The following is a 19,939-nucleotide window of genomic DNA, read 5'->3' as shown; positions in this document are numbered from 1 at the left end:
ATCAGCTGAGCTTCAGGCGGCGTGAGCGGAGCGAGCCGGCAAACGCGAGCATGGCGATGATAAGGAGTCCGATACCCCAACCTTCGATGACCGCGAAGCGCGAGCCCCAGACACCGACTAGCGGCATCACGAGCAGCGGACTGCAGAAGTAACCGATGAACTGGGTCGCGGTGAACGCTCCGGTGCCGAATCCGCGGCGCGCAAAGGGCAGCGAACGCAACCCCCAGCTAACCAGGGCGGGCAGCACGATGCCGCAGCCCACACCGTTGATCGCGGCGCCGAGCGTGAGCAAGGTGAAGTCGTGCGCCGTGCCCATGATCAGGAAGCCGAGGCCGCAGACCAGCGTGCCGATCGCGAATTGCTGCACCACCGCGAGCCGGCTGGCGAGAAACCATCCGAACGCCAGCGTACCGGCGATGATGCCGACGCTGTTCAATGCGTAGGCAAGACCGATCTCACCGGTCGAATGCGTGCCGAGGTCGACCAGCATGAACGACAGATGAACCGGCACCACCATGAACACCAGGCCGACGGCGAATGCGACTGCGCAGATCAGCGTGAGCAGCATTGGGCTGAATACCGGTTCGCCGGCGGCAGCGTGACTGCCCGCTGCCGGCGTACCGGACGCGCTGCGGGCATCCCAGATGAAGATCTGCACGAGCGGTGCGAGCAGCAACGGCAATGCGTAGGCCATGAACGGCACGCGCCAGCCGTACGCGCCAAGCGCGCCCCCCATCAGGTTGAAGATAAACGCCGAGGTCGACGCCACCGTGATCTGCAACGACGCATAGCGGTCGCGCTGCTTGCCGCTGAAATAGTCGCCGATGAACGAGGTGCTGACGGTCATCACCGCCGCTTCGGCAAGTCCGACGAGCGCGCGGCTGGCGAGAATCGCATAGATCGAATCGAGGTAAAGCGGCGCAGTACCCGCTACCGCGTACAGAATGAGCGCGCTGACCAGCACGCGCTTGCGGCCCACCCGGTCGCTGACGGCGCCGATCGCCATCGCCAGCGCGCCGAGTATCAGCATCGGCATCGTCACGACAACCGGCACCAGCGTTTCGATGCCCGGTACGCTCGCGAAATGCCGCTGCATCGCGGGAAGCACCGGCCCGATCACGGTCGGCGCGAGCGTGCCGCAGATCACCGTGCTGAGCAGGATCAACGCCTGAAAGAAGTTTGCTTCGCGGGGGGCCGGCGCGTCATGGCGCCGGTTGTTCTGCACATGCATGGGGTCGTCTCCGTTTATGAAAGGGTATTCCCCGACTGTTCAACCTGCGGCTTGCTGCGCCGCCCGAACAACGAGGTTCCCGTTTGTGTGAGACGAATGATTCCGGCAGACAACGTACGACACAATCAGATTGCGTTGATGCGACCATTTGACTGTGTCAAACGAACGCAGCACGAGTTGGCATCACGCGAGGCTGACTGCGGGCACGCCCGAGCGTAGCTGCGCCTGCTCCAGCAGCACGCGGCGCATCCAGACATGGGCGGGATCGCTGTTGTTGATCGCATGCCACTGCATCACCTCGACCAGCGGCGGAAAATCCATCGGCAGCGGCACGAGGCGTAAGGGAAGGTAATGCGCGTAGATCTGCGCGAGCCGCGTGTGAACCGTCGCGATACGCGTCGTGCCGATGACGAGCTGCGGCAAGGTATTGAAATTGGTGGTGGTCACCTCGATCGAGCGCGCCACACCGAGATTGGCCATCACTAGACTTTCGAAGCTTACGCTGCGGCTGTCGCCGAAGGTCGCCGCGACATGGCCCATCTGCCGGTACTGCTCGAGGCTCAGGGTTTCGCCGACGAGCGTGTTGCCGGACCAGACGACACAACTGTAGGTCTCTTCGAACAGCGTCTGCGATGGGTGTACCGGATTGACCGATACGCTCGGATAAATCACGAAGTCGACTTCGCCGCGATCGAGCCGGTCCGGCACATCGTCGGCCATGTTGGCGATGTGCAGCGTAATGCCGGGCGCCTCACGCTGCAGCCGCTGCACCACGTCGATCAGCAGCACCGTGGTCAGATAGTCGGACGCGCGGATCACGAAGTTGCGGCGTGCCTGCGCGGGATCGAATTCGAGCCGCGCCACCACCGTGGATTGCACGGTAAGCAGGATCTCCCGCACCGGTTGCGCGAGGCTGCGCCCAAGCGGCGTCAATTCCATGCGCCGCCCCACCTGCATCAGCAGTTCATCGCCGAAATATTCGCGCAGCCGCCCCAGCGCGCTGCTGGTTGCCGACGCACCGATATGCAGGCGCTCGCTCGCACGCGTCACGCTGCGCGTGTCGAGCAGCGCATCGAGCGCGACCAGCAGATTCATGTCGAAGTGACCCAGTCTCATGGCAGCACTATTCAACAATCATACGATGCGATCAATGCGTGTTTCCACTAGGAATTGATGGTCTCGATAGATGAAGCGCTCTACAGTACGACCATATGAAGAGATTGCGCCCGGCGCCGAGCCGCACGCGAGCAACAGCTAGGAGACACACCATGACGACAGCGCCCTTGACGCTGCCTGAACACACGCCGGCCGATCGCGCCGGATGCACCAGCGGATCGGATGCAACACGAGCTGGTGCGCCGCTTTTGCCCGTCCTTCGTCCTCATCATTTCGGCATCAGCGTGCCCGACCTCGACGCCGCCATCGACTGGTACGGGCGCATGCTCGGCTTCTCACTCGAATCGCGCATGACGATCGACAAGATCCCGGCCCGGATCGCGTTCGTGCGCCGCGACGGTTATCGGATCGAGATCTTCGAGGTGCCCGGCGCGGCCCCGCTGCCTGAAACACGCCGGGTGCCGAATCTCGACCTGCGCACGCACGGCAACAAGCACATGTGCTTCGAGGTGCCGGATGTGCCGCAAGCGGTCGCCGCGTTGCGCGCACAGGGAGCCGATATCGCATTCGAACTGGTGGTAGACGGCAACCCGACCGCGTTCATTCGCGACGTCTGCGGCAACCTGATCGAGCTGCTGGAACCCTTTGCCGCTGACCGGAACGCTGCGTGACAGGCCCGGCCCGTACGACACCACACCACACCACAGCGAGCACAAGACACAGCGCTGCGCCGCAACCGGATCAACCCACTACGCGCCATCCTTCATGACTTCATCTCTCAACCCCTTGCACGGCTGGCAGGTAAGCCGCGACGCAATCCGCATGGTCGGCCACGATCTGCTGCGCCCGGAATGCATCCTCGCCGAGCCCGACGGCACGCTCTGGACCGCCGATGCCCGCGGGGGCGTCATGCGCATCGATGCCGACGGCACGCAAACGCTGATCGCGCAGCAGACCGCTTCCGCCAGCGCGCCTGCCGCGAACGACGCCGAACAACTCGTACTCGGCAAAACACTGCCCAACGGCCTGGCGTTCGATCGTGAAGGCAACATCGTGATCGCCAACTTCGGCACCGACGCCATCGAGCTGATGATGCGCGACGGCTCGTCACGCACGCTGTATGAGCGCATCGACGGCGCGCCGCTCGGCAAGACCAACTTCGTATTGACCGACTCCAAGGGCCGCATCTGGTTCACGGTCACGACCCGCCAGGTGCCGTGGACCCACTCGATCAACGAAAAAACCGCTGACGGCTACGTCGGCCTGATCGACGCCAACGGTATTCGCATCGTCGCGGATGGCTTTGTCGGCACGAACGAAATCCGGCTCGACGCAAACGAGGAGTGGCTGTATGTGGTCGAAACGAACGCACGCCGCATCTCGCGGCTGCGCGTCGCCGCAGACGGTTCGCTCAGCGGCCGCGAAATCTATGGTCCGCACGATCTGGGTGGATTTCCCGACGGCTTCGCTTTCGATGCGTACGGCAATCTCTGGATTACGTTAATCCTCAACGAGAAGCTGATCGCCCTCACACCGGAAGGCGAAGTGCTGACGCTGCTCGACGACGGCAACCCCGAAGCATTCGCCCGTTACGAAGTGCACTACGCGCAGGGCACGACGACCCCCGAACTGATGGGCGCCTGCCGCGGCACGCTCGCGCCGATGATGGCCAGCATCACGTTCGGCGGCCGCGATCTGCGCACGGTCTACCTGGGCAGCCTCGCCGGCACGACGCTCGCCAGTTTCCGCTCGCCGGTCGCCGGTCTGCCGCTCGCGCACTGGAGAGCAGCATGATTCTCGAACTCGCCCATTTCCGTATCCTGCCCGGCAGCAACACCGGCTTCGAAACCGCGTTCGCGACGGCGCAAACCATTCTCGCCGGCATGCACGGCTACCTCGATCATCAGTTGCACCGCTGCATCGAGGATGACTGCGAATACCGGCTGCTGGTCCACTGGAACACGGTTGAAGATCATATGCAGGGCTTTCGCGAGTCGCCTCGCTTCGGCGAATGGCGCGCGCTGCTGCAACCTTTTTTTGCCGCCCCGCCCAGCGCCACGCACTACGAGCTCGTGTTCGCGAACCGCGCAGCAAGCTAAAACTCGCGGCCGACGCCGCTCCCTTCTACCTCCTAACCGATTGGGAAACCGACATGATCGATTACATCAAGGCCGGCCAGAGCGCCCAGGTAAAAGCAGACAACCAGGCGCAAGTGCGCGCGACGGTCGAAAAGATCATCGCTGACATCGAACAGCGCGGCGAAGCGGCCGTACGCGAATACTCGGAACGCTTCGACAAATGGAATCCGCCGTCGCTGCGCCTGAGCGACGCGGAAATTCAGGCCTGCATCGATTCGCTCAGCCCCCAGGCGATCGAAGACATCAAGTTCGCCCAGGCGCAGATCCGCCGCTTCGCGCAGATCCAGTTGCTGTCGCTGCGCGACGTAGAAGTGGAAACGCTGCCGGGCGTCGTGCTGGGTCATAAGAACATCCCGGTCAATTCGGTCGGCTGCTACATTCCCGGCGGCAAGTACCCGCTGCTTGCATCGGCGCACATGAGCGTGCTGACCGCGAAAGTCGCGGGCGTAAAACGCGTGATTGCCTGCGCGCCGCCGTTCGACGGCAAACCTTCGCCGGAAATCATCGCCGCCATGGCGCTCGCGGGCGCCGACGAAATCTACGTGATGGGCGGCGTGCAGGGTGTCGCCGCGATGGCCATCGGTACGGAGCACATCGCACCGGTCGACATGATCGTCGGCCCGGGCAACGCGTTTGTCGCGGAAGCCAAGCGCCAGTTGTACGGCCGCGTCGGCATCGATCTGTTCGCCGGCCCGACTGAAACACTCGTGATCTGCGACGATTCGGTCGATGCGGAACTGGTCGCCGTCGATCTGCTCGGCCAGGCCGAACACGGCCCGACCTCGCCGGCCTATTGCATCACCACCAGCAAAAAGATCGCCGCGGAACTGCCGGCCGCGATCGAGACCGTGCTCGCCCGCCTCGACACGGCGCCGGTCGCCAGCGTCGCATGGCGCGACTATGGTGAAATCATTCTGTGCGAGACCGACGAAGAAATGCTGCAGGAAGCCGAACGCCTGTGCTCCGAGCACGTGCAGGTGATGACGCGCGACCCCGACTGGTTCCTGCAGCGCATGACCAACTATGGCGCGCTGTTCCTCGGCCACCGCACCAACGTCTCGTACGGCGACAAGGTGATCGGCACCAACCATACGCTGCCGACGATGGGCGCGGGCCGCTACACGGGCGGCCTGTGGGTCGGCAAATTCATCAAGACGCACAGCTACCAGCGCATCCTGACCGACGCAGCGTCGGTGCAGATCGGCGAAGTCTGCTCGCGGCTCTGCGCGCTCGAGCACTTCTCCGGCCACAAGGAGCAAGCCGACATCCGCGTGCGGCGCCTCGGCAAGCAGGGCTAAACATGACGTCGATCATCGCGGCTCCTGATCAACGCCCGGTCGCCGTCGTCACCGGCGCGACCGGTGGCCTTGGCGCGCAGATCTGCCACACCCTGGCGCAGGCGGGCTTTCGCGTCGCAGCCGGCTATCGCAGTTCGGCCGGCATGGCAAACGGACTGGTCGAGCAACTGACCGGAACCGGACACTGTGCGCTGGCGGCGCCCGTCACCGACAGTGCAGCCCTCGCCCGCCTCGCTGATGAAATCGAATCGCGCTACGGACGTTGCGACGTGTTGGTGAACTGCGCGGGCACCACTCGCTTTGTCGCGCACGACGACCTCGACGGCCTCGATGACGCACTGATCGACGACGTGCTCGCCACCAACGTGCGCGGCCCCTTCGCGATGGTCCGCGCGCTGCAGCGCCTGCTCAAACGCAGCGACCTGCCGGGCGGCGGCGTGGTGGTCAACATCTCATCGATCGCCGCGCAGACCGCGATGGGCAGCAATGTGATCTATTGCGCGTCGAAAGCCGCGCTCGATAACCTGACGAAATCACTCGCGCGTGCGCTGTCGCCGACGATTCGCGTGGTGTCCGTTGCGCCGGGTCTCGTCGATACCGAATTCGTCAAATCAATGGACCCAGCCTGGCGCGACGAGCAGGCGAGCCGCACGCCACTCGGCCGCCTCGCACAGCCAGAAGAGATCGCGCTCGCCGTGCTTGCCGCGGTACGCGACCTGCGCTTTACCACCGGATGCGTGTTGCCTGTCGACGGCGGCCGTCCGCTCAGATAAAACATGGGACTGGAATAAGTGCTTTGCATGGGACCGGAGTAGCGCGCTAAAGCGCTAACTCCGGTCCACAAAGGAGACAAACACAATGAAACTCGCATCACTGAGAAGCCCCCATCCTGACGGAGCGCTGATCGTCGTGTCACGCGATCTGCGTCACGCGGTCAGCGCTAACGCCATCGCCCCGAATCTGCGTGCAGCGCTGGACGACTGGGAGCGCACCCAGCCTGCATTGGCGGCGCTGTACGACGCGTTGAACCAAGGGCGCGCACCTGAAGCGTTCAGCTTCGACCCGCACGCGTGCACCGCCCCGCTGCCCCGCACCCATCAGTTCATCGACGCATCGGCCTTCCTGAACCACGGCCGCATCATGACGCAGGCCTACCATCCCGAGAAGAAGTCGGACGCTTCGATCCCCATCCTGATCCAGCGTCAGGGCGACGATTTCGCCGGCCCGCACGACGATTACCTGTTCCCCAGCGAAGCGGATAACTGCGACTTCGAAGGGGAAGTCGGCGTTGTGCTCGGCGACACGCCAATCGGCACGCGAGCAAGCGACGCGCTTGCGCACGTGCGGCTGCTCGTGCTTTTCAACGACGTCAGCATGCGCAAGCACCTGTTCCGCGAACTCGGGATGGGCTTCGGCTTCATTCTCGCGAAGCCGGCCACAGCCTTTGCTCCCGTTGCGCTCACGCCGGACGAACTCGGCGATGCATGGCAGGACGGACGCGTGCATCTCGACATGAACGTCTATCGCAACGACGAACCCTTCGGTCACCCAAACGGCCGCGAAATGAGTTTCGGCTTTCACGAACTGATCGAATACATCACTTACAACCGCAACCTGCGCGCCGGCACGATTATCGGCTCAGGGACTTTTTCAAACCTCGACTATCGCAGCACCGGCTCCGCGTGCCTTGCCGAACAACGCGCGATCGAAGCAATCGAAACCGGTGAGTCGTCCACACCGTGGCTGCGTTTCGGCGAGCGTCTGCGCTTCGAGATGCTCGACCGCGACGGTCAGTCGGCGTTCGGTGCGATCGAGCATCGCTTCGTGCAGGCAGTGCAGGCAGGAGTGCGCACATGAGCCAGACTTATGACATCGTCGCGATGGGCGCGGGCCACAACGGTCTTGTCGCCGCGGCCTATCTCGCGAAAGCAGGCAAGAAAGTACTCGTACTCGAACGCAAGGCATGGCCAGGCGGCGGCGTCAGCACGCGCGAGCTGAACACACCGGGCTACTGGCATGACGAGCACTCGAGCGTGCACATCATGATCCAGGGCAACCCGATGCTGCGCCAGGACGAACTGGGGTTGCTCTCGAAACACGGCCTGAACTACCACTACTCGCCCGTGCCTCACGCGACGATCTTCCCGGACCAGTCGGCGCTGTTCACTTACAAGGACATCGACAAGACCTGCGAATGCTTCGCCAAAGTCTCGCCGAAAGACGCGGAAACCTATCGCAACTTCGTCAAGATGAGCCAGCAGATCCTGCAGGTCTTCATGCCGGGGCTGTACGCTCCCCCGCCGCCGCTCGGCGAACTCGTCGCAATGCTCGACCGCAGCGACGAAGGGCGGCTGATGCTGGATTACATGAACCGGGACTGCCTCGATCTCGTGAACCAGCTCTATGAAAGCGACAAGATCAAGATTCACCTGCTGCGGCTCGTCAGCGAGAACCTGCAGGCGCCCAACGAGCTGGGCACCGGCATGGGCGTGCTGCTGATGCCCGGCATCATCCACACCTATGGCGTCTCGCAGCCCGTCGGCGGCAGCGGCAAGCTGACCGAATCACTGGTGCGCTGTATCGAATCGTACGGTGGCGAAGTGCGCTGCAACGCCGAAGTCGCACAGATCCTCACGAGCGCGGGCCGCGCCACCGGCGTGCGGCTAGCCAGCGGCGAACAGATCGTCGCGAGAGACGCCGTGATCGGCGCCATCCATCCGCATGTGATCCGCAAGTTTGTCGAAGGCGTGCCGGAGCCGGTCTTGCAGCGCGCCGAGCGCGCGACGCTCGCGCCTTTCTCGATCATGGTCAGCCATTACGACCTGAAGGAGAACGCGCGCTACTACGCGGGCGACGAGGTGGGCTACGCGACGATGCTGGAGTTCATGGCCACCGACAGTCTCGACGAGATGCTGGCCGACTTCGACGACCTGAAACGCGGCCTGATCACCGAGCGGCGCCTGTGCGCGGGCGGCGACGAAAGCATCGGCGACAAGACCCGCGTACCAGCCGGCGCCGGCATGTTCCATGGCATCACGTTTGCGCCGTACAACGTGAAGGACAAGCGCTGGGCAGGCCGCCATTGGGACGAATTCAAGGAGGAAATCGGCGATCTGTCGCTCGCTCACTACCGCAAGTTCGTGTCGAACCTGACCAGCGAGAACATCGTCGCCCGTAGCATCGTCAGCCCGGTGGACCTCGAACGTTCCAGCCCGAACAGCATGATGCGCGGCGATCTGCATGGCGTCGCGCCATATTTTTACCAGAGCGCCGGTCACCGCCCGACGCCGGACCTGGGCCAGTTCACCGTGCCTGGCGTGGAGCGCCTATACCTCGCAGGTCCGTTCCAGCATCCCGGCGGCGGGGTCTATGGTGCAGGCCGGGCCACGGCGATCAGGATGTTCGAACAGCTCGGCATGGACTTCAGCAGTGTCGCGGCAGGCGCGCGGCAGGACACGGGCGTGCCCGCTACGGCAGCCGCTGCGAAGAAGGCCGGCATGGTGCTGCGCGGCCCCGCCGATGAAGAGCTGATGCACGTCGAATCGCTCGAACGGGTCGGCGACGAACTCGTCATCAAGGGCAAGAGCTTCGGCACGATGCCGATGGAAGCCCGCCTCGACGCCTCATCGGCGCGGGCGGGTCTGAAGATGCTCGGGGCGTCGCGGCTCGCGTTCCTCGCCTCGCTGCCGTTCCGCAAGGGAGGTGTCAAATGACCCATGTTGTCGTGACGGGAGCGCAAGGCTTCGTCGGACGGGTGCTGGTAAAACGCCTGCTGTCCGAGGGCCTCGGCGGCAAGCCGGTCTCGAGGCTGACGTTGCTGGACGTCGGCTTCGATGCGCCGCACGCCGATTCACGCGTGGTGCAACTGGCGGGCAGTATCGCCGACGCCGCGCTTCGCGCGAGCGCTTACGCGTCGCCCGTCGATGCGGTGTTCCACCTTGCGAGCATCCCCGGTGGCGCTGCCGAGAAAAACTACGCGCTCGGCCGCTCGATCAACCTCGATGCGACGCTCGGGTTGCTGGAAGATCTGCGCGGCCAGGCACACGCGCCACGTTTTGTGTTCGCCAGCACGGTAGCGGTCTATGGCGAGCGCTTGCCCGCCACCGTCGACGAACAGACCGTGCCTGCTCCCGCCTTGAGCTACGGCGCGCACAAGCTGATGGGCGAAGCGCTCGTCGCCGACGCATCGCGCCTCGGCTGGGTGCAAGGCTGTTCACTGCGTCTGCCCGGAGTCGTCGCGCGGCCGGGCGACGGCACCGGCCTGATGTCGGCGTTCATGAGCCTGTTGTTCTGGAAACTTGCCGCGGGTGTTCCCCTCACCGTGCCGGTTTCGGCCGAAGGCGTGGCCTGGTGGGTTTCCGTGAACACCTGCGTCGACAACCTCCTGCACGCAGCGACGGTCGACCCTGAGCGCTTCAACGCGCGCCGCAGCTATCAGATGCCGGTGCTGCGCCTGACCGTGGGCGAGGTCGTCGAGGCGCTCGCCGCGCGCTTCGGCGCCGAGCGCAAGACGCTCGTGACCTATGCACCCGATCCCTTCATCGAGCGGCTCTTCGCGAGCTATCCGCCGCTCTTGACGCCCGAAGCAGAGCGCCTCGGACTGCGCCACGACGGCAGCGTCGATCAACTCATTACGCGAGCGATGGCGGACTGACCGGTTCGCCTCACGCTGGCACATCAAAAGGACTCCACTCATGAACTACCCCCACGCTCACTATCGTTCGCTGCCCCCCGAGGGGGCGGATGCCTCCCTCGGGGCGGCCCAGCGGGAGGCATCATGAAAATTGTCGGACTCGAATTCCTCGTCTTCGGCATCGACGACATGGCCGGCGCGCGCCAGTACCTGCTCGACTACGGCCTCGACGAAGTCAAATACGATCCGGTGCGAGGCGGCATCTTCACTGCGCTCGACGGCACCGGCCTCATCATGCGCGCAGCCGATGACCCGAGCCTGCCACCGCTGCCACCGAAGGCCGCCACCCCGAGCCTGCGCGAAACCGTCTACGGTGTGGACAACGCCGACACGCTCGCGTCGATCAAGGCCAACCTCGAAGGCGACCGCGCAGTAAGCGTCGATGCCGACGGCACGCTGCACTGTATCGACGACGCCGGCTTCGGCATCGCATTCATGGTCACGCGCCGCCGCCAGTACGAGGCGCGCTACCTCGGCTTCAACGTGCCAGGGCAGCCGCCCGGCCGCGCACCCAACGACTGCGCCGCCAGCCCCGATGCAACGATCAAGCCGCGCACGCTCTCGCACGTGGTCTATTTCGTCGAAGATGCGCAAAAGGCCGAAGCCTTCTACGCCCGCCTCGGCTTTGTCGTCACCGACCGCTTCAACCATCTGGGCCCATTCATGCGCCCGGCCGGCACGCAGGATCACCACACGCTGTTCATGATCGAGAGCCAGAACGATCACATGATCGGCTGCAACCACTTCACGTTCCACCTCGGCTCAGCAAACGAAGTGCTGCAGCACGGCTGGAACTTCGTCAAAAAGGGCTACAAGAGTTTCTGGGGGCCGGGCCGCCACATTCTCGGCAGCAACTACTTCTGGTACTTCAACAGCCCGTTCGGCGCGGCCATCGAGTTCGATGCCGACATGGACCTGCACGACGACCACTGGACGCCGCGCGCTTGCGATCCCGGCTCGGACAATTCGCAGATTTTCCTGTTCGACGCCCGCGGCAAATGGGCGCCGGGCGAGTAAGGCGAGCTGACGATGTCCGCTGAACGCGTGCTCTGCGCGCTGGACGACCTGCCGGACGGCGGCTCGCGCGGCCTGTTGCGGCAAGGCCTCGACGACCGGCTCTGCGTCGTGCGGCAAGGCGGCGAGGTGTTCGTCTGGCTCAACGACTGTCCGCACGAGCATCGCCCGATGGAGTACCGGCAGGACCGGTTCCTCTCCGGCGACGGAAGCCACATCGTCTGTTACGCGCACTCGGCCCATTTCGACATCCGCACGGGCCACTGTTTCGCCGGCCCCTGCACCGGCCGGCACCTGACGAAGGTGCCGGCACGCATAGAGAACGGCAAGGTCTGGATTCCCGCCGAGCTGCCATCGATCTTCGACTGACGACTGATATCTGATACGACGACACCATGTTCCAGTACTTCCCTACCAACTACGTCTGGAGCCTCTCGACGATGATCGCCCTCACGCACGGCGGCAACATCGGAGAGGTGGATGCGATGTGCGCGCCCCTTCTGGAGGCGGCCCGCGCCGGCGACGACCCCGGCACCCTGGCCTTCTACGAAGCGTGGAAAGGCGGCGCGGACAAGCTGATCGCGCTGGCCGACGACGATCTGGCGCGCGGCCACACCCTGTCCGCCGGCGAGAAGCTTGGCCGCGCCGGCCTCTATTACGGCATCGCCGAGCGCATGCAGGCGCACGGTTTCGAAGCCCGCCTCGCGATCTACCGGCGCTCGCTGGCGCTGTTCGAACAGGGCCGCAAGCTGAGCCGCGAAAACTGTGTGCGCGTGGAGATTCCCTACGGCGATACGCATCTGTCTGCGCTGTATGTGCGTGCCGAAGGCCTCGCCCCCGAGCAACGCGCGCCGCTCGTCGTCGTGATGAACGGCCTCGACTCGACCAAGGAGATGCTGCAAAAAAGCGTGATGGGTACGATGTTCGCGCGACGCGGGCTGTCCGCGCTGTTCGTCGACCAGCCCGGCACCGGCGAGGCATTGCGCCTCAACGGCCTGCCTGCCGTGCACAACACCGAAGTGTGGGCCGCGCCGATCGTCGACTGGCTGCAGCAGCATCGCGAAGTCGACCCGCAGCGCATCGGCGCACTGGGCGTCTCGCTGGGCGGCTATTACTGCCCTCGTGCGGTGGCGTTCGAGCCACGCTTCGCGTGCGGCGCGGTCTGGGGCGCGAACCACGACTGGCGCGAAGTGCAGCAGGCACGCCTCAAGCGTGAAGGCGAAAATCCGGTGCCCCACTACTGGAAACACGTGCAGTGGGTATTCGGCGCGAAGGACATGGACGACTTCTTCGCCAAGGCCGCGCACATGCACCTGAACGGCGTGCTGGAGCGCATTCGCGTGCCCTTTCTCGTCACGCACGGCGAGAACGACCGTCAGATCCCGTTGAAGTACGCGCATCAGACCTTCGAGCAGCTCGTCAACAGCCCGAAGAAGGACCTGTTCATTTTCACGGCCCGCGAAGGCGGCGTCGAACATAGCTCGCTGGACAATCCATTGAACGCCGGCAACCAGATTGCCGACTGGCTGGCCGAACAGCTCGGCGGTTCGGTCTCCTGACCGACGATTCCACCTCGCATACAGAGACAAACTATGGCACTGGTCAAGAAAGTCCTGATCGTTGGCGGCGGCATCGGCGGCATGTGTGCCGCGATCATGCTGCGCAGGCAGGGCATCGCCGTCGATCTCGTCGAAGTCAATCCGCAATGGGCGCCGGACGGTGCCGGCATCACGATCAGCGGCCCCACGCTGCGCAGCCTGCGCGAGGTCGGTGTGGTCGACGAAGTGTTGCGCCGCGGCGGCTCCTGGCGCGCTGTCGATATCTGCGATGCGAACGGCAACGTCAACGTCAGCGTGCCGATTGCGCCCGCAGTGGATGCAGACGATCTGCCGGGCGGCGCAGGCATCATGCGCACGGTGCTCGCAGATATCCTCGGCAGCGCCACCCAGGATGCGGGCGCGACCGTCCGGCTCGGCTTGAGCTTCGAGAACATCGAGCAGGATGAAGACGGCGTCGACGTGCTCTTCACCGACGGCAGTCGCGGCCGCTACGATCTGTTGATCGGCGCGGACGGCGTCAACTCGGCCGTACGCAAGCTCGTGATGCCGGCGTTTGCCGGTCCGACGTTCACCGGTCAGGGATCGTGGCGCGCGGTGGTGCCGCGCCTGCGGGAGAACTCGACGATCTACATGGGCAAGACCACCAAGGCGGGCATGAACCCGATCAGCGCGACCGAATGCTATCTGTTCGTGCTCGACAAGCGCGACGGAACGGACTTCATCGCGCCGGACCGATGGCCGTCGATGCTCGCCGGCTTGCTGGAGGAGTTCGGCGGCGCGATCGGCGAATTCCGCGCCGGGTTACTGGACGGTTCGCTCAGGAATCACGGGGTGCTGTACCGGCCGCTCGCCGGCCACATGATCTCGGCGCCGTGGCACAAAGGGCGTATCGTGCTGCTCGGCGACGCGGTGCACGCAACCACGCCCCATCTGGCGTCGGGCGCCGGGATCGCCGTTGAGGGCGCCATCGTGCTGGCTGAGGAACTGCAGCGCCGCCATTCCCTGGAAGGCGCGTTGATCGCTTACGCCGGCCGCCACTACGACCGCGCGCGGCTGGTGGTCACGGCCTCGGGCCGCATGGGGCAGATCGAGCAGGACGGCGGTTCGCGGGAAGAACACACGCGCGTGATGGTCGAGGCTCAGCAAGCTTTGCGCGCCCCGCTTTGATCATCCACGCTTTTCAATACGTACACCTTTGCATGGGAGACACGCAAACGTGAGCACTTCCAATCACTCCAACGGCCGCGTGGCCGTGGTTACCGGCGCAGCCGGCGGACTGGGCGAGGCGTTCGCGCTGCGCCTCGCGGCAAGCGGCCATGAACTGGTCCTGACCGACCGTGAACCGTGCGACGCACTGGCCTCGCAGATCAACGCGGCAGGCGGCCGCGCGACGACGTCCGCCTGCGATCTCGCCGATCCCGCCCATGTCGAGCGCTTCGCGGCGCAAGTGCTCGAACAGGTCGGCAAGGTCGATGTGCTGGTCAATAACGCTGCCTTCATGCCGATGGCGCCGCTCGCGTCGATTACGGCTGCGCTCTGGCGGCAGATCATGTGCGTCAACGTCGACGCGCCGTTCCTGCTCGCCCAGGCGTTCTCGTCCGGCATGGCCGAGCGGCGCTGGGGACGCATCGTCAATCTGGCGTCCAGCACTGTCTGGGGGCCGCCGCCGGGCATGTCCGCCTACGCGAGCAGCAAGATGGCCGTGATCGGACTGACGCGTGCGCTCGCCGCGGAACTCGGTGACCGTGGCATCACCGTCAATGCGATTTCCCCGGGGCTGACCCGTCACGCGGGCAGTGCAGCGAACCTGCCGGCCGCAGCCTTCGAGGCCGCGCGCGCCCGCCAGTTTATTCCGCGCACCGAGCTTCCAGACGACCTGACCGGCGCACTGGCGTTCCTCGTCTCGGACGATGCGCGGTTTATCACCGGACAGGTGCTGAACGTCGACGGCGGCGGCTTCGGCTTCTGACGCTCGTGCTCCGGGACAACATACCCGACGGCATCCATCGTCAAGCGTTAACCGCCTTACGCGCCTTCACCGGCGCATCCGCCGCCCCCGTCGTGTGATACGCATGATTCAGATGCTTGCGCATGCGCTCGGCGGCAGCGGCCATGTCGTCGGCCAGAATCGCATCGATGATCTCGAGATGCTCGTTGCACCATTCGCGGATGCGCTTGCGGTTCACATACCCCTGAAACTCCAGCAGACGGCGCAAACGGTTCTGCTGCTGCATCGACTGATGCATGAACACGTTACCGCTGTACTCCGCCAGCATCTCGTGGAAATTCGCGTCCGTCTCGAACACCTGCTTCGGCGTCACGCTGTCGAGTCCGAGCTGCGAAACGAGAAAGATGTGCTCGCGCCGGCACCGCTCCAGCGCCGAGCGGTCGGCCGAAAACGTGGGCAGCAGCAGGCCGGCGGGTTCGAGCGTCAGCCGGAAGTCGTAGCTGCTCTTGAGCGTCGTCGCCGAATCCAGCGACGGTTGAAAGCTCCAGCCATGACCTTTGTTACGCACGATCAGGCCGTCTTCGGAAAGACGTGACAGCGCGCGCGTCATCGTGACGCGATCGACGCCATAACGCTGCCCGATGTCCGTCTGCGTCAGCGACACGGGCAAGGTGCCCGCCAGCCGGTCCGTCACCAGACGGTTATAGAGGTCTTCGTCGGCGGAGGTCGGCGGTTCGAGTTCGATCCGATGCAGGCCTTCCGCGGGCTGCGCAAGAAAGAAGCCCTGGTTCTTGCGCGACTCGATCACGCCCAACGATTCCAGCAATACCATCGCCGCACGCACCGGCGTGCGCGACACGCCGAGCAGATCCGCGAGCTGCTGCTCGCGCAGATGATGCCCGGCCTCGAAGCGTGCTTCCTGGATCAGATCGACGATCTGTCTTGCCAGCAGTTGCGCCGACTTGCCCGCCCGCCTTGTCATCTCACGGTTCCTCCAATCGATGGCGGAAGAATAACAAAAAATACAAATTGATTGTATAGCGGACACGCATACCACATCCCGCCCCATCGCGCGCCCTCTGTGCTAGCCAATTGATGAAAGGTTTTTGTTCGCTTGACCTGGGTTTTTTTAGTTTGTATAAATTGCAACAACTTAGACAAACAATGCTTCGCAGGAGCTGCGCATGTCACTATCTCTACTGCTCGAGTACCTGACCTCGGTCGACTTCATCCACGGCGCGGCCATGACGCTCGCGATCACCGTCGTCTCCCTGCTGTGCGGCATGCTGATCGGCATTGCGCTGGCGCTGCTGCAAGGCACGCGCAGCACCCTCGCGAAGGGCGTCACGTTTCTCTACCTGTGGCTCTTTCGCGGCACGCCCGTGCTGTTCCAGATCATCTTCATCTTCAACGTGCTGCCGTCGTTCGGCATCCGTTTCAGCGCATTCGTGTGTGCGGTGCTCGCGCTGTCGCTCAACGAAGGCGCGTTCATGTCGGAAATCTTTCGCTCGGGCCTGCATGCCGTCAAAGAGGGCCAACGCACCGCCGGCTTTGCGCTCGGCATGACGGGCGCCAAGGTGTTCCGCCACATCGTGCTGCCGCAGGCGTTGCGCGTCGTGCTGCCGCCCATCGGCAACCAGATGATCGGCATGCTCAAGCTGAGCGCGCTGGTCTCGGTGATCGCCGTCCAGGAACTGCTGCTCGTCGCCAATCAGGCGGCCAGCGCCAACTTCCGCTATCTCGAAGCGCTGACGGCAGCGGGCATCTACTACCTCGCGTTCACCACGCTGTTCATGATGTTGCAGGGCTGGATGGAGCGCGCGCTCGATCGCAAGCGCAAGACCACCACGCGCAGGATGTCGTTCACCGAACGGCTGCTCGGCACCTCGCAACCCGTCGTCCGTTAAAGGTTTGCCATGTCCACCCCCAACACGCCGCCGCTGCTGAAGATTCATCGCATCGACAAGAGTTACGGCACCACGAAAGTGCTGAAAAGCTGTTCGCTCGAGGTTGCGCCGAAAGAAACCATCGTGATCGTCGGGCCGTCGGGCTCGGGCAAATCGACGCTGCTGCGCTGCGTGAACCTGCTCGAAGTCGTCGACGCCGGCAACATCCTGTTCGAGGGCCGCGACCTCACGCGCGAACTGAAGCAGGTGCATCGCGTGCGTCAGCAGATCGGCATGGTGTTCCAGAACTTCGAGCTGTTCTCGCATCTGAGCGCCGTCGAAAACATCATGCTCGCGCCGATGACCGTGGCGGGCATGTCGCGTCACGACGCCCATGACATCGCGCTCGCCTTGCTCAACAAGGTGCGGCTGCGCGAACGCGCCGACGCGTTCCCCGACCAGCTTTCAGGCGGCCAGCAGCAACGCGTCGCGATTGCGCGCGCGCTCGCGATGAAGCCGAAGGTCATGCTGTATGACGAACCGACCTCGGCGCTCGACCCCGAAATGGTCAACGAAGTCACGGAAGTGATGGCCGAACTCAGCGCCGAAGGCATGACCAGTCTCGTCGTCACGCACGAAATGGGTTTTGCGCGCCGTGCCGCCGATCGCATCGTTTTCATGGAGGCGGGCGAAGTGATTCTCACCGAAAGCAAAGAGCAGTTTTTCAGCGGCGCCACGCACGAGCGCGCCCGCCGTTTCCTCGATCAGATCCTGCATTGATTCCCGGAGTCTCCCGCATGTCCATTCAGCCCGATCTCGCCCGCATGAAGCGGGACCTGACCGCCCTCGTCGGCATCAATACGGAAAACCCGCCGGGCCGCGAACTCGAAGCGGCGCAACTCGTTCATCAACTGCTCGAAAGCGCGGGCTTCGACCTATCGCTGTCCGAATACAAGCCCGGCCGGGCGAACGTGATGGCGCGGCTCGAGAACGGCCCCGGCCCGACCTTCGCGTTCAACACGCACCTCGATGTGGTGCCCGCAGGCGATGGTTGGCAATCCGATCCGTTCGTTTTGCGCGAAGCCGACAACCGTCTGTACGGACGCGGCTCATGCGACGCGAAAGGCCCGCTCGCCGCGATGCTCGAAGCGATGCGCATGCTCGCCGCGGACCGCTCGCGCTGGTCGGGCACGTTGCTCGGCGTGTTCACCGCCGACGAGGAAATCGCCAGCGAAGGCGCGAAATTCTATGCCGCGAGCCGTCCGAAAGTGGACTACGTGGTGGTCGGCGAGCCGACTTCGAATGCGACCTTCTCGGCCCACAAGGGCAGCCTGCGGCCGCTCGTGCGCGTGCACGGCGTCACCGCGCACTCGGGCACGCCGCATCTGGGCGACAACGCGATCTATCGCGCCGCGCAACTGCTCAAGCTGATCGAGGGGCATCACGAGAACGAAGTGCGCTGCCGCTGCCATCCGCTCGTCGGCGCGGCGAGCCTGACCGTGACGCGCGCGCTCGGCGGCCACGCCGACAACGTGGTGCCGGGCGCGTGCGACCTGCTGCTCGACCGGCGCATGGTGCCGGGCGAACTCGAAGCGGACGTCAAGGGCGAGATCGAACGTCTGCTGCAGGTCGCGCACGAGCAGTTCGGCGTGCGCGCCGAAGTGCTCGAATACCGTCCGACCACGGGCGGCGCCACCGAAACGGCCGCCGATTCGAAGATCGTGCAGGCCAGTCTCGCCGCTTGCCGCACGCACGGCACGGCCAACCCCGGCCCCTTCGGCTTTCAGGGCGGCTGCGATCTCGTGCATTTCCGCAGCGTCGGCGCCTCGGGCGTCGTGATCGGGCCGGGCACGCTGGAAGTCGCGCACAAGCCCGATGAGTTCGTGCCGATCGACGAGTTTCTCGCTGCGAGCCTCATCTATCGCGACGTCGCGCTAGAGATGATGAAAGCGGGCGCCTGACGTGCAAGCCACTCTCCATCGCGCCGCGTTGCACTACGGCGGCGGCCTCGTTCTGCACACCGCGTCGTCGGGCAGCGTCGGCGAACTCGACGCGCTGTATCTGCGCCTCGTCGACGCCGGCGTGAGCGCGGTCGGCGAAGTACGCATCAACATCGCCTACCTCAACGGCTACGCGGCACAGGACCTGATCGATGAAGCGCGCGCGGCGCTCGGGAAGATCGACTGGTCGCGCGGCGCGCGCGCCCTGCTCGACACCGCGCCCACGTGGCTCGCGCCGTACAGCGCCCCCGTTCGCACGCTGCTCGACAGTGCGCTGCACGACCTGCTCGGCAAGCAGACGGGCGCGAGCGTCGCTGCGCTGCATGGCGGCACGTTGCAGGGCAAGCCCGCATGGCGGTCGAACCAGACCCTCTTCTGGTCCGACGACGAGCCAATGCTCACACGCGCAGCCCAGTATCTCGAACGCGGCTTCAACGAACTGAAGCTGCGCGTGGGCATCGGCAGTTTCGACGACGACCTGCGCCGCATCGATCTGCTGCGCTCGCGCTTCGGTTCGCGCATCACGCTGTCGGTGGATGCTAACGGGCAGTGGCAACCCGCCGATTGCGCAACGCGGCTCGCAGCGCTGGCGATGCGCGGCGTCGAGTACGTCGAGCAGCCCATCGCCGCCGGCGACTGGGACGGTCTGCGGCACATCGCCCGCACGAGCCCGCTCACGCTGATGCTCGACGAGAGCCTGCAATCCGCCGCCGACATCGACATGCTGTGCGATTTCGCCGGTCTGCCCGTCGCCGCACATCTGAAGCTCGTCAAGCTGGGCGGCATCGCCACCACAGTGGCAGCGGCGCGCAAGCTGAAAGCGGCCGGCATCCCGCTGATGATCGGCCAGATGAACGAAGGCGCGGCGGCCACGGCGGCGGCGTTGCAAGTGTGCTGCGCCACTGCGCCGCGCTGGGCCGAACTGTACGGCGCGGACGGACTGATCGACGATCCCGCGAGCGGCATCGCTTATCGCAACGGCACCGTCAGCGTCGCGCAGGCGAGCGGACTCGGCATCGACTTCGACGCACTTTCGACACAACTTGTTTAACCCAT

The 19,939-nt window shown here is 64.7% G+C and carries 20 protein-coding genes; 17 read left to right on the top strand and 3 right to left on the bottom strand.

Translation table 11 applies throughout. The features are described from left to right. Position 1: 1 nt before the first annotated feature. On the bottom strand, positions 2-1,231 hold the full coding sequence (locus AC1ECK_RS07820; protein ID WP_480317642.1) for an MFS transporter: 1,230 nt from the start codon (positions 1,229-1,231) through the stop codon (positions 2-4). 183 nt (positions 1,232-1,414) lie between these two features. Further along, the gene (locus AC1ECK_RS07815) at positions 1,415-2,347 is read right to left on the bottom strand and encodes a LysR family transcriptional regulator (RefSeq protein WP_480317640.1); all 933 of its coding nucleotides are present in this window, start codon (positions 2,345-2,347) and stop codon (positions 1,415-1,417) included. Positions 2,348-2,499: 152 nt separating this feature from the next. Here AC1ECK_RS07815 and AC1ECK_RS07810 point away from each other — a divergent pair, with 152 nt between their 5' ends. The 13 genes from AC1ECK_RS07810 (at position 2,500) to AC1ECK_RS07750 (ending at position 15,018) form a co-directional block, all read left to right on the top strand. Next, a complete protein-coding gene (locus AC1ECK_RS07810) occupies positions 2,500-3,018 on the top strand; it encodes a VOC family protein (RefSeq protein WP_480317638.1) in 519 nt (172 codons plus the stop codon). Between the two features lie 94 nt (positions 3,019-3,112). After that, on the top strand, positions 3,113-4,141 hold the full coding sequence (locus AC1ECK_RS07805) for an SMP-30/gluconolactonase/LRE family protein (RefSeq protein ID WP_480317636.1): 1,029 nt from the start codon (positions 3,113-3,115) through the stop codon (positions 4,139-4,141). Next, positions 4,138-4,446: an antibiotic biosynthesis monooxygenase family protein gene (locus AC1ECK_RS07800; RefSeq protein ID WP_480317634.1), complete on the top strand. Its 309-nt coding sequence runs from the start codon at positions 4,138-4,140 to the stop codon at positions 4,444-4,446. The genes AC1ECK_RS07805 and AC1ECK_RS07800 overlap by 4 nt, the downstream gene beginning before the upstream one ends. A gap of 53 nt (positions 4,447-4,499) precedes the next feature. Further along, positions 4,500-5,783, top strand: coding sequence for a histidinol dehydrogenase (hisD, locus tag AC1ECK_RS07795; protein WP_480317632.1), 1,284 nt, complete (start codon positions 4,500-4,502; stop codon positions 5,781-5,783). 2 nt (positions 5,784-5,785) lie between these two features. Next, positions 5,786-6,556, top strand: coding sequence for an SDR family NAD(P)-dependent oxidoreductase (locus tag AC1ECK_RS07790; RefSeq protein ID WP_480317628.1), 771 nt, complete (start codon positions 5,786-5,788; stop codon positions 6,554-6,556). 85 nt (positions 6,557-6,641) lie between these two features. Beyond that, the gene (locus AC1ECK_RS07785; RefSeq protein ID WP_480317626.1) at positions 6,642-7,640 is read left to right on the top strand and encodes a fumarylacetoacetate hydrolase family protein; all 999 of its coding nucleotides are present in this window, start codon (positions 6,642-6,644) and stop codon (positions 7,638-7,640) included. Beyond that, positions 7,637-9,496: a phytoene desaturase family protein gene (locus AC1ECK_RS07780; RefSeq protein ID WP_480317624.1), complete on the top strand. Its 1,860-nt coding sequence runs from the start codon at positions 7,637-7,639 to the stop codon at positions 9,494-9,496. Before AC1ECK_RS07785 ends, AC1ECK_RS07780 begins: the two co-directional genes overlap by 4 nt. Then, positions 9,493-10,437, top strand: a complete 945-nt coding sequence (locus tag AC1ECK_RS07775; RefSeq protein WP_480317622.1) for an NAD-dependent epimerase/dehydratase family protein — start codon at positions 9,493-9,495, stop codon at positions 10,435-10,437. The genes AC1ECK_RS07780 and AC1ECK_RS07775 overlap by 4 nt, the downstream gene beginning before the upstream one ends. Positions 10,438-10,560: 123 nt before the next feature. Further along, positions 10,561-11,493 carry a VOC family protein gene (locus AC1ECK_RS07770; RefSeq protein WP_480317620.1) on the top strand — a complete coding sequence of 311 codons (933 nt, stop codon included), beginning with the start codon at positions 10,561-10,563 and terminating at the stop codon, positions 11,491-11,493. A 12-nt stretch (positions 11,494-11,505) separates the two neighbouring features. After that, complete coding sequence (locus tag AC1ECK_RS07765; RefSeq protein ID WP_480317618.1) at positions 11,506-11,859, top strand: Rieske (2Fe-2S) protein; 354 nt, start codon at positions 11,506-11,508, stop codon at positions 11,857-11,859. Positions 11,860-11,885: 26 nt separating this feature from the next. Further along, complete coding sequence (locus tag AC1ECK_RS07760) at positions 11,886-13,049, top strand: alpha/beta hydrolase family protein (RefSeq protein WP_480317616.1); 1,164 nt, start codon at positions 11,886-11,888, stop codon at positions 13,047-13,049. A gap of 33 nt (positions 13,050-13,082) precedes the next feature. Further along, the gene (locus AC1ECK_RS07755; RefSeq protein ID WP_480317614.1) at positions 13,083-14,216 is read left to right on the top strand and encodes an FAD-dependent oxidoreductase; all 1,134 of its coding nucleotides are present in this window, start codon (positions 13,083-13,085) and stop codon (positions 14,214-14,216) included. Between the two features lie 49 nt (positions 14,217-14,265). After that, a complete protein-coding gene (locus tag AC1ECK_RS07750) occupies positions 14,266-15,018 on the top strand; it encodes an SDR family NAD(P)-dependent oxidoreductase (protein ID WP_480317612.1) in 753 nt (250 codons plus the stop codon). Positions 15,019-15,058: 40 nt separating this feature from the next. On the opposite strand, the gene AC1ECK_RS07745 is transcribed toward AC1ECK_RS07750, so the two are convergent. Then, positions 15,059-15,979 (bottom strand): GntR family transcriptional regulator, encoded by a 921-nt coding sequence (locus tag AC1ECK_RS07745; RefSeq protein ID WP_480317610.1) that lies wholly within the window; start codon positions 15,977-15,979, stop codon positions 15,059-15,061. A gap of 202 nt (positions 15,980-16,181) precedes the next feature. Between AC1ECK_RS07745 and AC1ECK_RS07740 the strand changes: the two genes are divergently transcribed. From AC1ECK_RS07740 to AC1ECK_RS07725, 4 genes are read left to right on the top strand one after another with little or no spacing between them, the layout of a single operon-like run. Beyond that, on the top strand, positions 16,182-16,904 hold the full coding sequence (locus tag AC1ECK_RS07740; RefSeq protein WP_480317608.1) for an amino acid ABC transporter permease: 723 nt from the start codon (positions 16,182-16,184) through the stop codon (positions 16,902-16,904). Positions 16,905-16,913: 9 nt separating this feature from the next. Next, entirely contained in the window at positions 16,914-17,663 is a 750-nt protein-coding gene (locus AC1ECK_RS07735; RefSeq protein ID WP_480317606.1) for an amino acid ABC transporter ATP-binding protein, read from the top strand. A gap of 17 nt (positions 17,664-17,680) precedes the next feature. Further along, positions 17,681-18,844, top strand: coding sequence for a M20 family metallopeptidase (locus tag AC1ECK_RS07730; RefSeq protein ID WP_480317604.1), 1,164 nt, complete (start codon positions 17,681-17,683; stop codon positions 18,842-18,844). Between the two features lies 1 nt (position 18,845). Next, positions 18,846-19,934, top strand: a complete 1,089-nt coding sequence (locus AC1ECK_RS07725; RefSeq protein ID WP_480317602.1) for a mandelate racemase/muconate lactonizing enzyme family protein — start codon at positions 18,846-18,848, stop codon at positions 19,932-19,934. The last annotated feature ends 5 nt before the right edge of the window (positions 19,935-19,939 follow it).

Source organism: Paraburkholderia sp. SSBN10T, from assembly GCF_056619545.1.
This window is presented reverse-complemented; position numbering and strand designations above follow the sequence as displayed.

Bases quoted from the DNA above. Each gene is read 5' to 3' on its own strand.
- AC1ECK_RS07820 (WP_480317642.1), bottom strand. From the start codon at position 1,231: ATGCATGTGCAGAACAACCGGCGCCATGACGCGCCGGCCCCCCGCGAA.
- AC1ECK_RS07815 (WP_480317640.1), bottom strand. From the start codon at position 2,347: ATGAGACTGGGTCACTTCGACATGAATCTGCTGGTCGCGCTCGATGCG.
- AC1ECK_RS07810 (WP_480317638.1), top strand. From the start codon at position 2,500: ATGACGACAGCGCCCTTGACGCTGCCTGAACACACGCCGGCCGATCGC.
- AC1ECK_RS07805 (WP_480317636.1), top strand. From the start codon at position 3,113: ATGACTTCATCTCTCAACCCCTTGCACGGCTGGCAGGTAAGCCGCGAC.
- AC1ECK_RS07800 (WP_480317634.1), top strand. From the start codon at position 4,138: ATGATTCTCGAACTCGCCCATTTCCGTATCCTGCCCGGCAGCAACACC.
- hisD (WP_480317632.1), top strand. From the start codon at position 4,500: ATGATCGATTACATCAAGGCCGGCCAGAGCGCCCAGGTAAAAGCAGAC.
- AC1ECK_RS07790 (WP_480317628.1), top strand. From the start codon at position 5,786: ATGACGTCGATCATCGCGGCTCCTGATCAACGCCCGGTCGCCGTCGTC.
- AC1ECK_RS07785 (WP_480317626.1), top strand. From the start codon at position 6,642: ATGAAACTCGCATCACTGAGAAGCCCCCATCCTGACGGAGCGCTGATC.
- AC1ECK_RS07780 (WP_480317624.1), top strand. From the start codon at position 7,637: ATGAGCCAGACTTATGACATCGTCGCGATGGGCGCGGGCCACAACGGT.
- AC1ECK_RS07775 (WP_480317622.1), top strand. From the start codon at position 9,493: ATGACCCATGTTGTCGTGACGGGAGCGCAAGGCTTCGTCGGACGGGTG.
- AC1ECK_RS07770 (WP_480317620.1), top strand. From the start codon at position 10,561: ATGAAAATTGTCGGACTCGAATTCCTCGTCTTCGGCATCGACGACATG.
- AC1ECK_RS07765 (WP_480317618.1), top strand. From the start codon at position 11,506: ATGTCCGCTGAACGCGTGCTCTGCGCGCTGGACGACCTGCCGGACGGC.
- AC1ECK_RS07760 (WP_480317616.1), top strand. From the start codon at position 11,886: ATGTTCCAGTACTTCCCTACCAACTACGTCTGGAGCCTCTCGACGATG.
- AC1ECK_RS07755 (WP_480317614.1), top strand. From the start codon at position 13,083: ATGGCACTGGTCAAGAAAGTCCTGATCGTTGGCGGCGGCATCGGCGGC.
- AC1ECK_RS07745 (WP_480317610.1), bottom strand. From the start codon at position 15,979: ATGACAAGGCGGGCGGGCAAGTCGGCGCAACTGCTGGCAAGACAGATC.
- AC1ECK_RS07740 (WP_480317608.1), top strand. From the start codon at position 16,182: ATGTCACTATCTCTACTGCTCGAGTACCTGACCTCGGTCGACTTCATC.
- AC1ECK_RS07735 (WP_480317606.1), top strand. From the start codon at position 16,914: ATGTCCACCCCCAACACGCCGCCGCTGCTGAAGATTCATCGCATCGAC.
- AC1ECK_RS07730 (WP_480317604.1), top strand. From the start codon at position 17,681: ATGTCCATTCAGCCCGATCTCGCCCGCATGAAGCGGGACCTGACCGCC.